Annotated in this window: 9 protein-coding genes; 3 read left to right on the top strand and 6 right to left on the bottom strand. The window is 35.5% G+C overall.

Translation table 11 applies throughout. The features are described 5' to 3' along the window. Nucleotides 1-94: 94 nt before the first annotated feature. A complete protein-coding gene (locus ACEN2N_RS09340; RefSeq protein WP_441824074.1) occupies nt 95-1,036 on the top strand; it encodes an NAD(P)H-dependent flavin oxidoreductase in 942 nt (313 codons plus the stop codon). A gap of 1 nt (nt 1,037) precedes the next feature. On the opposite strand, the gene ACEN2N_RS09335 is transcribed toward ACEN2N_RS09340, so the two are convergent. Next, nucleotides 1,038-4,469, bottom strand: coding sequence for a HEAT repeat domain-containing protein (locus ACEN2N_RS09335; protein ID WP_441824073.1), 3,432 nt, complete (start codon nt 4,467-4,469; stop codon nt 1,038-1,040). Between the two features lie 193 nt (nt 4,470-4,662). Here ACEN2N_RS09335 and ACEN2N_RS09330 point away from each other — a divergent pair, with 193 nt between their 5' ends. Beyond that, nucleotides 4,663-5,601, top strand: coding sequence for a 3-keto-disaccharide hydrolase (locus tag ACEN2N_RS09330; RefSeq protein WP_441824072.1), 939 nt, complete (start codon nt 4,663-4,665; stop codon nt 5,599-5,601). Between the two features lie 58 nt (nt 5,602-5,659). Here ACEN2N_RS09330 and ACEN2N_RS09325 read toward each other — a convergent pair whose 3' ends face one another. The 4 genes from ACEN2N_RS09325 to ACEN2N_RS09310 all read right to left on the bottom strand — a co-directional run bounded on the left by ACEN2N_RS09325 (nt 5,660) and on the right by ACEN2N_RS09310 (nt 10,514). Next, nucleotides 5,660-5,878 carry a putative signal transducing protein gene (locus ACEN2N_RS09325; protein ID WP_441824071.1) on the bottom strand — a complete coding sequence of 73 codons (219 nt, stop codon included), beginning with the start codon at nt 5,876-5,878 and terminating at the stop codon, nt 5,660-5,662. Nucleotides 5,879-5,883: 5 nt separating this feature from the next. Then, entirely contained in the window at nt 5,884-8,076 is a 2,193-nt protein-coding gene (locus ACEN2N_RS09320; RefSeq protein WP_441824070.1) for a transferrin receptor-like dimerization domain-containing protein, read from the bottom strand. 140 nt (nt 8,077-8,216) lie between these two features. Continuing rightward, nucleotides 8,217-9,593: a sensor histidine kinase gene (locus ACEN2N_RS09315; RefSeq protein WP_441824069.1), complete on the bottom strand. Its 1,377-nt coding sequence runs from the start codon at nt 9,591-9,593 to the stop codon at nt 8,217-8,219. 207 nt (nt 9,594-9,800) lie between these two features. Next, entirely contained in the window at nt 9,801-10,514 is a 714-nt protein-coding gene (locus ACEN2N_RS09310) for a pirin family protein (RefSeq protein WP_441824068.1), read from the bottom strand. 195 nt (nt 10,515-10,709) lie between these two features. Here ACEN2N_RS09310 and ACEN2N_RS09305 point away from each other — a divergent pair, with 195 nt between their 5' ends. Continuing rightward, nucleotides 10,710-11,171: a hypothetical protein gene (locus ACEN2N_RS09305; RefSeq protein WP_441824067.1), complete on the top strand. Its 462-nt coding sequence runs from the start codon at nt 10,710-10,712 to the stop codon at nt 11,169-11,171. Between the two features lies 1 nt (nt 11,172). Here the strand turns inward: ACEN2N_RS09305 and ACEN2N_RS09300 are convergent, their stop codons facing one another. Then, on the bottom strand, nt 11,173-12,507 hold the full coding sequence (locus tag ACEN2N_RS09300) for a DUF58 domain-containing protein (protein WP_441824066.1): 1,335 nt from the start codon (nt 12,505-12,507) through the stop codon (nt 11,173-11,175). Nucleotides 12,508-12,510 lie beyond the last annotated feature (3 nt).

Here is a 12,510-nt window from a genome sequence, read left to right as displayed (position 1 = left end):
CGAGATATAAGAGTTTCAATGCTTGCGTGGAATTCTAAATAAAATTTTCAACACAAAGCCTTGGGTGATTACTTCGAGGTAAATTACTTCATTCATGCGAAATAGAATTACCGAACTTTTTAAGATAGAATTCCCTATTATTCAAGGAGGAATGATTTGGACTAGCGGATGGCGATTAGCCAGTGCTGTTTCTAACAGTGGGGGTTTGGGTGTTATTGGTTCGGGAAGTATGTATCCTGATGTTTTAAAAGAGCATATTCAGAAATGCAAGAAGGCGACTTCGAAACCTTTTGCGGTTAATGTGCCTATGTTGTATCCTGATATTGATAAGTTGATGGATATTATAATCGAGGAGGATGTAAAAATTGTATTTACATCTGCGGGAAATCCGAAAACATGGACATCCATCCTAAAAGAAAAAGGAATTACTGTTGTACATGTAGTGAGTAGCTTGAAGTTTGCATTGAAAGCTCAGGAAGCCGGGGTAGATGCTATTGTTGCAGAAGGCTTTGAAGCAGGCGGACATAATGGGCGTGATGAAACAACAACTCTGGTGTTGATACCTGCAGTGAAAGAAAAAATAACTATTCCTTTGATTGCTGCGGGAGGCATAGCAACAGGTAGCGCCATGTTAGCTGCCATGGTTTTAGGTGCTGACGGAGTGCAAGTAGGTAGTCGATTTGTAGCAAGTGAAGAAGCATCAAATCATATTAATTTTAAGGAAGTTGTCGTAAATTCCAAAGAAGGTGATACTCATTTGACATTAAAAGAACTGGCACCCGTTCGTTTAGTGAAAAACAAATTCTATAACGAAGTTCAAAAAGCATACGTTGACGGAGCAACTACCGAAGAGTTGAAAACACTTTTAGGTAGAGGTCGTGCCAAAAAAGGCATGTTCTTAGGCGACTTAGAAGATGGTGAGCTAGAAATAGGTCAAGTATCTGCTTTGATTCACGACATAAAACCTGCTTGTGAAATTGTTAAAGATATTATGAGGGGGTTTTATAAAAGGAAAGCAGAACTTTCCTCTTTATAGCTTATACTTCTTTATCTTCCCCTTCAATAATCCGAACTTTATTTTTTAAAGAACCAAGGTACTCTATAAGATCACGGAGTTCTCTTCTAGAAATCATGCGGCCCATAGCAGGCATTGCCGATAAAGAATTTTCTCTACTAGCAATTCTCAATAATGGAATTCTCAAAGGTTCAGCTTCAGATGTTCTTAATAAAATCTCCGTATTATTCTCTTCAATTAAAACACCTTGAACTTTTTGTCCGTCTTTCAAAGTAATCGTTACGGTTCCATAACCAGGAGCTAGTCTTACACTTGGTTCTATAAGAGCTTCAAGTAGTTGCTCTCTATTTAAGATATTGCCAATATTATCTAAAGCCGGTCCCACTTCGCCGCCTGAACCACCTACTGCATGGCAACGTACACACTGTGCCGTTGGGTTGTTGTTGAAAACAGATCTGCCCGCCCACCAATTACCACCATAAAGTGTTTCTTGAAAAGAATCGGAGGAATAGCCTGCTTTTTTTAGTTTATCTAATTGCGCAATTAAAGCTGGATTTTCTGTTGCTTTTACCGACTCGATTAGATCTAAATAAATACCTTGTTTTAATTGGTCTCTACTGGCTTTGTCAATAAGGCTGATTAAAATGGCGTTGCTTTTTTCGTCAGATAAATCGCCTAGAACGTTTAACATTCTTTGTTGCTCAGAAACAGAACCTTTCTTAAAAATAGGATCTACTATGGCAGGTAATTTCTCTTTCGGTAAATTTAATTGCCCTAATAGACCAACGGCAGCGGTTCGCACTTCTTCATTTTTATCTTGCATGCCAATAGACATGGCAGCTTCCATCTTATCGAAATTTAATTGACCTAAAGTAGTTAATACTGCAGCACGAACTTCGGGAGATGAATTTGATTTAAAAATAGCGTATAAATCATTATTATATGAGCTTATGCCTATTGCGCTCAAAGTTTTTGAGATACCAATTAAAATTTCTGGTTGACGCTCTCTAAGAAACGAGGGAATATCTTTTTTTATTTTCTCTTCTAACTGACCATTTTCTCTGATTATTTCACCTCTATATCTACCATCAACACGATCTAATAGAGAAGGCTGGTTCCATGTACCTAAAGCTGCAAGGGCTTCGCCACGTAAATCGCTAGACACATTTCTACGTTTGGCAAAATTAATGAGCATTTCTAATTGCTCATCACCACCAACACGTAATGCAGCATTAATTGCTCTACGTATCAAAGGTTCAGATTTGAATTTTTCGTTAGTAAGTATCGCTGCCAATGCTGGTAGGGCTGCTTCGATAGAAAGGTCATCATTTATGGCTCTAGCAGTTTCTGTTACGATATAATCATCTTTATCAGATAAAAATATAGAAATTTTAGGCTCTTGTAGTTTTCTTAATACCAAAACTGCGGCAATACGTAAACTTTTGTTTTCGCTATTGGCAAGTGCTAATAAAGGTTCGGCATTACCAATTCTTGACAGTGCTAATACAGCTGCATGCCTTAAGTATAAATCTTGATCATTATTTGCTTCGATCATTCCCAATAATGGGTCAATCGCTTTTTCATACTTCATTCTACCCAAAGCTTGAGCGGCAAAGAATTTTACTCGATCATTTTCATGAGTAGTCAACGAAATAAGGCTGTCAGCTGCTTTTTCATATCTTAAGTCCCCCAAAACTTTTGCGCTTTGCGCAACAATTTCAGGATCTTCGTCATGTAGTAAATTCAATAACGGTTTTGCCTCATTTTTATCATTCGCTGCAATTTGACCAATACCCCAAATAGCATGAATACGTGCAAATTGGTTTTCATCTTCTTGAACCACTTTTTCTAAAGCTCTATAGCCCCAAAAAGTTCTTTTAGCCAATTCGAATTGTGCTTTTTGGCGAATTCTCATATCGTTGTATGATAATAGACTTACCAAGCTATCAGTCTTTTCATCTTCATAATTATGGGTCATTAATTCTTGAGTTTTCAAACGTTCTTGCGCGAGATCATTGGTTTCTTCGCTAACGTCTAATTTCCATACTCTGCCATAATTTTTACTTCCCCAGCCATTAACCCAATCGGCAAGGTATAGCGCACCATCAGGTCCGAAATCTATTCCTGTTGGTAATACGCCCGATAGAATAGATTCATCGGTATTCAATTCAAAAGAAGCGCCTTTTGGTTTAAGATCGAACGACCAAATATTTGATCTGCTAGGGTCGCCTACGAATTCAACTAAAAAGAACCTATCCATCCATTTTTTACCAAGTGCGGTACCAGGATTATATCTCATTCCGGTTGGTCCATTATGAAAATTTTGGATTGGAGGCATAATATATGCAGCCTGACCTTCCCAACGTGGAGTGAATAGTTTTTCATCCATCCAAACATTATAACCATTATTTTTAGGGTCTGTATATTTTCCGTATTGCCAATTAGCTCTCCATCCGGCATCAGAACCTTCTACAATATGTACCAACCGTTCGCTCTCACCTTTATGGTCGCCGTCATTATCTGAAGAAATAATATTTCCGTAGGCATCAAAAACAAATTCATGAGTATTTCTTAATCCGTGAGCAAAAACTTCAAAATCGGTACCATCAGGATTACTTCTAACAATAATTCCCTCGTTTGGGTATTTATGATTTTCACCATCCACAGTGGTAATATTGGCACCAATATCTCCAATGCCCCAATATATTTTACCATCAGGACCTTCGATTGCGCCAGACATACCATGACCACTAAAGCCAATATGCACAGCAAAACCATCGGCGATGCTCGTTTTTTCATCTAAAATTTTATCGCCGTTAGTATCTGTAAGTCGATACATACCGGGACCAATACCTACAAAAATATCGTTATCACGAACTAAAAGTGCACCTGCTTGATCATTGATTTCATCATTAAAATCGTTCATGATTTGGGTAGAAACATCGGCAATGCCATCTTTGTCTGTATCTTCTAACATCCAAATTTCGTCTTGCTCAACGGTAAGATCATGCCAATCGTGAATGCTATCATTATTTAAATCAGGAAACCATTCGTTCTCTTTACTAAGCTCAGGGGCAAAAGTTTTATGAAGAAAAGCCCTTCTATCTTCAACAGATTCAAATGCTATAGATTCTGACATCCAATCTCTATGACCGCGGATATCGAATTCTGAGTTTTTATTTCTATTAGATCTTGTAATGTAAATGATCCCTTCATCATCGATATCCATCGCAATAGGATCAGGAGCCAAAGAATCAGATGCCCATAAACTTAATACTAGTCCGTCAGCAACTTTTGCGGTAACGGTTTCTCTGGCAATTTTCGCCATTTCAATTAGATCTGTGCTGTCTTGTTGAATGGTTAAGGGTATTTCAACAGGTTTTTTATTTATACACGAAATGCAAAAAAATAAAAGGGACGAGAATCCCAATAGCAATTTTTTAATGAATGTCATTGTTATTATTTGAATTGAAACTTAAATGTAGCGAATAATGTAGATAATCAATAATGAAATTGCAGTATGGTTAAATTATTAACATCATATTATCAGGTTGTATTTTTTTAGGATTTAGAAAAATTTAGTTATTTGTTAGGATACCGTATTTAAAACTTCGGTTATATTTGATTACTTATCAAACCATAATAATATGAATACTATTAAAACAACATTGATTTTCCTTGTTCTTGTCGCTTTTAGCTTAAATATGGCTCAAGCTCAAGAGGGACATCCTTTAGAAGGAAAATGGAATTTAACGATTGATCAAGAAGGAGAGAAATTACCATCTTGGTTAGAAATTAGGCATTCAGGTACCAATACATTAATCGGTCGATTTACTTATGCTTTTGGTAGCGCAAGACCAGTTGCAGAAATTGAAAAGCATGGTGAGTTATTTTCTTTTTCAATACCACCACAGTGGGAGCCAGGAGCTTCTAATATGGAATTTGAAGGTAAAATTGTAGGGAATGAATTAAAAGGAACCATGATTTATGTAGATGGAAAAACCTATAGTTGGACAGCTACTAAATCGCCTAAACTTCCGTATTATGAAAATGCTAAAGAAGGCAAGACCGTTAAATTATTTAATGGTAAGAATTTAAATGGATGGGAGATGAAGCCTGGCAATCAATGGGCAGTTTTAGATGGCATACTTACAAGTGCAAAGCCTGGAGTAAATTTGGTGTCAGAAGAAAAATTCAACGATTTTAAATTGCATGCAGAATTTAGATACCCAGAGGGTAGTAATAGTGGAATGTATTTAAGAGGGCGGTACGAAGTACAAATTGCTGATAATATAGGGTTAGAGCCTTCATCTATTTATTTTGGAGGAATCTATGGTTTACTTACACCGAATGAAAATGCAGCTATGAAAGCAGGGGAGTGGCAAACGTATGATATTACCTTAATTGGAAGAAGAGTTACTATTGTAGCTAACGGAAAAACTGTAATATCAAATCAGAATATTGAGGCGATGACAGGTGGTGCTTTAGATAATAATGAAGCAGAAGCCGGACCAATTATGATACAAGGTGACCACGGACCAGTAGAATTTAGAAAATTAGAAATTACACCTTTGAGTAAAGGATAGTTTTAGAAAAATTATCAATAAAAAAAGCCTCCAATTATGGAGGCTTTTTTTATTGATTTTAGTTTATTTCTGTAATTATAGCCAAGGCTCTTACTTCTTCATCTTTATTAACAAAGATTTCTACCAATTCTGGTAAAGGAGTACCAAAACCTGCTAGGCGAGCAGATTCGGTTTCGTCTTTAAGAATAGGTTCAATGTTTTTTTCTTTTAAAGCAAGCTCTACGCGTTTCGCTGCGATGCTATTTCCTCCGAATACTTTTATATAGTTTGAGTCCATAATTATTATTTTAAATCATTAGTTATATCTTTAATATAGGTGTTGAAGTTCTTAAATGTGTTTGTCAAAATTTTAATTTGTTCTTGAGCTTCAACCCAATTTTCTTGTTCTATCGCTTCTCTTACTCCTGGTAACGTTTTTACGCCGTAACCTGTGTAAAAACCTGGAGCGTAAATTTGATGTTTAAACCATGGTCTACGAGGTAGACCCTTCTCTGAGGTTAGCATTTGTTCCGCTTTCATTAAACGCTTATTCAGTTCTTCTATCGACTTCTTAGAAAGCGAAGCGGTATTGATTTTTTCAAACGCAGCAATGGTTTCGTTCAGTGTCACCAATTCATTTTGTAAAGGTGAAAAATCAATATAAGGTATAAGTTCTTTTTTCGTAGGAGTTTTAACTTTTTTGGTTGGGTCTGCCGCTATTTCGTATGAGTTTTGAGAAACCATCTTATTATGTTTCAAAACCTCTTTACGCATATTTTCGGTTTCATTAATAATTTCAGTCAAATAATTTGAAACAGTCGAATGCCATTGCGAGAAGTTCAACGGAATAACATCTGCATTTGCTAAACGTAGGGTAATTAGACCTGTAGTATTCGCCAAGGCAACGCCATAGGCAAACTCTGGATCTTTAAATCTTTTATAATGTGGGTATGTATCGTAAATAGTATGATATTCTCCACCACCATTTTCACCTCCAAAACCTAAGTTCAACGCAGCAATACCAGCATGTTGAATAAACGGAGTATAATCTGAACCTGAGCCTAAAGCATATAGTTCAAAGGAGTCATCGCCGCCATTAACCATATTCGCTGCAATTCTGCGGTCTTTAACCGATACTTTCGTTTGTGGGTCAACAACGGTACCTGCCACTTCGGTTACCATGGCCTGTAGTGAATGTGAACCACCGGCGCCTAAGAATCCGCGACCGTTACCGTCGGTATTTATATAGGCAACTACCTTTTCTTGTAATTCTTTTTTATGATCCTCAACCCATTCAGTAGAACCGATTAATCCTGGTTCTTCGGCATCCCATGCGCAGAATACCAAGGTACGTTTTGGCTTTTGACCTTTTTTTGCAAGTTCACCAATGGCACGGGCTTCTTCCATAAGGGCGACCAAACCACTAATAGGGTCATTAGCACCATGAACCCAAGCATCATGGTGATTACCACGCATAACCCACTGATCAGGAAATTCAGTTCCCTTTAAAGTCGCAATCACATTATGGGCGGGTACCAGTTTCCAATCGAATGTAAGTTTTAAATGAACGGTAGCTGGTCCTGGTCCTATATGATAAGTAATTGGCAATCCGCCTCGCCAAGATTCTGGAGCAACGGTACCATCTAAGGCAGATAATAGCGGAAGTGCATCTTCGTACGAAATTGGCAAAACAGGAATTTTTGTAATAGTCGGCGCATCTTTTCTATCAAGTCTTTTAGCATCTTTTGTAGCTGCATAACCAGGAGTTAATACATCGCCTGGGTATGTAGGCATATCCATCACCGAACCACGTTGTACTCCGGTTTTATTCTTGTATGCACCTTTTGGGTAGACATCTCCTTGTCCGTAACCATCATCTTCTGGATCAGAATAAATAATACAACCGATAGCTCCTTTTTCGGCAGCTAATTTTGGTTTAATACCACGCCAAGACCCTTGGTATTTTGCAATCACAATTTTGCCTTTTACACTGATACCAAGTTTTTCTAATTCTTCGTAATCTTTCGGAATTCCGTAATTAACGAAAACTAATTCTGCTTCAACATCACCATCAGTAGAGAAAGCATTATAGCTTGGTAATAAGGCATCACCTTGAGCGGTAAAAGGATCACCTTCTACGGGTACAGCTGTTAGTTTTGCTTTGTATTGAGTAAGACCGGTTAATTCTAAAATTCTTTCTGTCGGATAAGGAAATAGAATTTGATAGGTCTCTATTTTACTATCGTAACCCCAAGATTCGAATTGACTTTTGATCCATTTTGCATTTTCTTCTCCGAATTTTGTACCTACCCAATGAGGTTCGGCAGCCATTTTCTGCATCCATTCGTCAAGGTTTGTGGCATTTAAATTTTCTTCAAAACTTTTTTCAATTTGCAGTTGTTTATTTGTGTTCTCAGAAGAGAATCCGATAATTGAATTTTGTGAATATCCGTTGAGGATCAATAAAAGAAAGAGGGTGGTGAGTAATTGTTTCATAATAAAATGTAGTTGTTGAGGTTTAATTAGTTTAAATTTTAGTGATAGCAAACACCAATTAGTAGATTGTTATAAACTCTAGAAATGTTCTCAATTAAAAATAATATGGCAATATAAATTTATTTTTTACAGCGTTATATTTAATTGAGAGGTACGTTATGTTCTTCGGTTTTATGATGTTCTAAAGAATTTGTATTGATAGTAAAATAAAAGGTGCTACCTACATTTTCTTCAGACTCGACCCATATTTTACCTAAGTGGTGGTCCACTATTTTTTTGCTTCCGTAGAGTCCGATACCAGATCCTTCAAATTTAGATTGATTATGAAGTTTATGAAAAGCATTAAAAACGTTCTCTAGTTGCTCTTTCGGTATTCCGATACCGTTATCGGCAACACTAAACAGGTATTCATTATCTTTCTTTTCAGACGAGATGCTAATAACCGGCAGTCCATTATTAGTTTTAAATTTTAACGCATTATGAATTAAATTTTGAAAAAGCATTCTAATGTCAGTAGGTCTGGCAATCAATGTAGGCATTTCGCCAATGTTCAATGTTGCCTTAGAATCTTTAATACTTTCAGATAAATCATCAATAACTAGTTGTATAACTTCTGTGATATTTACAGATTCCATTCCGCTAGAATTACCGATTTCGGCATATTTCAAAAGACCTTCGACCAAATTGGTAAGCCGAGTAGAGCTGCCCTGTAAATGCTTTAGATAGTTGCTAAAATTCGCATAGTTAGCATCTGAATGTTGTTTTTCTAATTCTGTAGCAATGACCTTAATATTGTTTAGGGGACCTCTTAAATCATGGGTTACAATAAAGGTAAACTCCTCAATATGAGTGTTTTTTAATTCAAGTTCATTGTTTAAAACCGCTAACTTGTTGTTTTGATTTCTTAAATCGTTTTGGGCGATCTTAAGATTTAATTCGCTTTCTTTTAATGCGGTAATATGGTTTTCTAAGTCATTAGTATATGTTCTAGTCTTATTTTGATCATACATTCGAAATGTAAGCGAAAGCCAACCTAAACAAGCTAAGAATGCAAAAATCTCATCAAAAGGTACATCTATAATGCCTAAAATGGGACCATATATAGAGATGTAAATTGTGGGTATAATAAAAGCTAAAATATCAAAAGTAATAATTAGATTTCGCGCACGCGGATTTCTTCTGTAACCTATAAATGCCAAGAACCCCATAGTGGCAAATGCCACAGCTTGGCCGAAATAACCACCTATTAAAAATATAAGGCTCATAAACATAACTGGGGGGAATAGGGTCATGTATATTCTAGTAGCTTTATGAAATTTTAAGCGATTTAAGATAAACCCAATACCAAAACCCAAAGCAACTACAAAAGCCAGTACCTGTTCGATATAGGAATGAAAAAGAAGCGTATATATGAATACGGCAAAAGTGAAAATTGAGGATATAATAGTTATTAATCCAAATTCATCTAAAAATTTGATTTTTTTGGTGCTTTTAGTAAAAGTGTTTTTTTTAGACAAACTATAAATTTTAAGTACTTTATTTCTCGAGGGTCAAATAGGCGACTCTATCTAAATTAAACCTCACCTTGAAAAATATGAAGATTTTGGGGGAATTGTTAATATTCATATTTTACCTAAATATAAGAAAGAGAAGCTTATAAAATCATAAAAGACACCTTTTAAAAGTGCCTTTTTATACTCAAATTTATTAAGGGATATTGTTAATTATATACTCATAGGAACTTCCATGACTAGTATTTTCGATTTGCCATTAGTTTTAAAATCAAAAGTATCGGTATCCCAAAGTCCAAATCCATCACGTTTACTTAATTTCTGATTAGCAATCTCAATTTCCCCGTCAAGAACAAAAATGTAAACCCCGTTACCTTTTTGTTTTAAAGTATATAACTCATTTGTTTCAGAATCATATTCTCCAAGATGAAACCATGCATTTTGGTGAATCCATACTCCGGCATCATCAGGGTTAGGAGAAAGTACTTGATACAAACTATTTTTCGTGGCAATATCTTTAATAGAGATTTGATCGTAACGTGGGGTAACACTTTGCTCATTCGGTATAATCCAAATCTGTAAAAACTTAACCTCTTGATCTTTGTTCTTGTTGTGCTCGCTATGTGAAACACCTGTACCAGCGCTCATAACCTGTACGTCACCAGCTTTGATTACTGTTGAATTCCCCATATCGTCCATATGCTGAAGGTCACCTTCTAAAGGAATAGAAATGATTTCCATATTTCTATGAGGGTGAGTTCCAAAGCCGCGACCACCTGCAACAGTATCATCATTTAATACTCTTAACACTCCGAAATTCATACGCTCGGCGTTATAATAATCACCAAAACTGAAGCTATGATAAGAATTTAGCCAACCATGATCAGCATGACCTCTGGTATCAGATTTATGTAAAATAGTTTTCATTTTATTTGTATTTGTATAACCAATTGGTCGGAATTTTAGGTAAAATATTACATTACTAAAGTATCTGAAAAATTTAGATAATACATGCCAATAAAGGGTGAAGTATATTAAAGATAATTATTAACACAATAAAAAAAGCAATATAATTTTATTTAGTAAAGTACGTTATTAAAATAAAAATTCCCCGTTCTCATTATGAAAACAGTAGTTCTTATTTTTGTTTTAATATTTAGTGTTAATTTAAATGCTCAAGATCCAGGTAATTCAGCTAAGCATATTGGTGCTGGGGTTGTCATTGGTGTAGCAGGTGGTTATGCAGCTGACAAAATATCTAATGGTCAAAAAGGATGGAAATGGGCTGGTGCTGTTGGTAGTAGTTTGTTAGCAGGTCTAGCCAAAGAAGGTATATATGATAAATCTAAAGGCTATGAATGGGAAACAAGAGATGTTCTTTATACAACTTTAGGTGGTGTTTTAGCTGGTATGGCATTAGATGTATTGACAAGTAATACAAGAAGAAGAAACGGCGGTGGCAAAAGCTGTGGTTGTTTAGTTGCTCAATTAGATAACCAATATGAAATTCAATTGCCCTCGTTCGTTGAAAATGGAACTGGCGATATTACGTCAGAATTACAAGCAGCTTATCTTCTTCGATAACTTACAGAAGTCCTTTTGCTTTTATTTCTAAATATTTGTTGATAGTATTAATAGTCAAATCTTCTGGTTTGGTTAAAATCGACTGGATACCATACTTTCTAAGTTCGTTGACTACCAGTTGTTTCTCATAAATAAATTTCTCTGCAATAGCCTGCTCGTATATCTCAAGTGTATTATTTGGTTTTTCTTTAGCGTATGCCACAAGTTCTGTATTCTCAAAGAAAATAACGACTAATAGATGTTGTTTTGCAATGGCTTGCAAATAGGGTAGTTGGCGATGTAATGCATCTAAAGTTTCAAAGTTTGTGTACAGTAGTAAAAGACTTCGTTGTGGTAAATTTCTTTTTACATCAATATATAATCTACTAAAATCACTCTCTACAAAATTAGTATTTAAGTTATAGAGAGTTTCAAGAATAAGGTTCATTTGAGAACTTCTACGTTCTGCAACTATTCTGTTTTCTATTTTATTACTGAAAGCAAACATACCTGCTTTATCGTTCTTTTTAAGGGCAATACTGCTTATAATCAATGTTGCATTAATGGCATAATCGAGTAAACTAAGCGAATTAAATGGCATTTTCATAACCCTGCCTTTGTCGATAATAGAATAAATAGGTTGTGATTTTTCATCTTGAAATTGGTTGACCATCAACTGACCTCTTTTAGCCGTCGCCTTCCAGTTTATATTACGAATATCATCGCCCTGTATGTAATCTTTAATTTGCTCGAACTCCATCGTATGACCAATACGGCGAATTTTTTTAATTCCGAATTCTAGTAAGCGATTACTAAATGCTAAAAGCTCATATTTGCGAAGTTGTAAAAATGACGGATACACAGGCACCTCCTTATCCTGGTCATATGTATATTTTTTAGCTAGAAATCCTATAGGGGAAGTAGCGAATACATTTAAATTACCGAAACTATATACTCCGCGTTCAACAGGTCTTACATTATACGTGTAAAATTTTTGCTCTCCGGATTTTAATACACTCCTAAAATTAAAGTCCCGTTTCTGAAACTGAAAAGGAAGCTCGTCTATAATATTTACGGTGCTTGAAAATAAGTATTGATTGGTAACTTGTATTTTGATATTATTTTCATCACCATTAGAAAGTTTGTCAGGTACTATTCTGTCGGCAACTATATTTCCTTTTGATAAAAACAGAAGAATGATATCTACAATTAGTAGCGCTAAAAACAGATAGAACAGAAGTTTGGCAATAAATGAGATATTCTCAAAAATATAGGATACTAAAAAGCATAAGATGATGCCTGTTAATACCAGAAAGAATCTTTTTTCAAGAAATATATTTTTGAATACCTTTTTCACAAT

It is taken from the genome of Maribacter spongiicola, from assembly GCF_052119685.1.
Taxonomy (GTDB): Bacteria; Bacteroidota; Bacteroidia; order Flavobacteriales; family Flavobacteriaceae; genus Maribacter; species Maribacter spongiicola_A.
The sequence above is the reverse complement of the archived record's forward strand: the minus strand, read 5'-3'. Positions and strand labels throughout refer to the sequence as shown.

Excerpts from the sequence above, each read along its gene's own strand:
- ACEN2N_RS09340 (WP_441824074.1), top strand. The coding sequence starts at position 95 with ATGCGAAATAGAATTACCGAACTTTTTAAGATAGAATTCCCTATTATT.
- ACEN2N_RS09335 (WP_441824073.1), bottom strand. The coding sequence starts at position 4,469 with ATGACATTCATTAAAAAATTGCTATTGGGATTCTCGTCCCTTTTATTT.
- ACEN2N_RS09330 (WP_441824072.1), top strand. The coding sequence starts at position 4,663 with ATGAATACTATTAAAACAACATTGATTTTCCTTGTTCTTGTCGCTTTT.
- ACEN2N_RS09325 (WP_441824071.1), bottom strand. The coding sequence starts at position 5,878 with ATGGACTCAAACTATATAAAAGTATTCGGAGGAAATAGCATCGCAGCG.
- ACEN2N_RS09320 (WP_441824070.1), bottom strand. The coding sequence starts at position 8,076 with ATGAAACAATTACTCACCACCCTCTTTCTTTTATTGATCCTCAACGGA.
- ACEN2N_RS09310 (WP_441824068.1), bottom strand. The coding sequence starts at position 10,514 with ATGAAAACTATTTTACATAAATCTGATACCAGAGGTCATGCTGATCAT.
- ACEN2N_RS09305 (WP_441824067.1), top strand. The coding sequence starts at position 10,710 with ATGAAAACAGTAGTTCTTATTTTTGTTTTAATATTTAGTGTTAATTTA.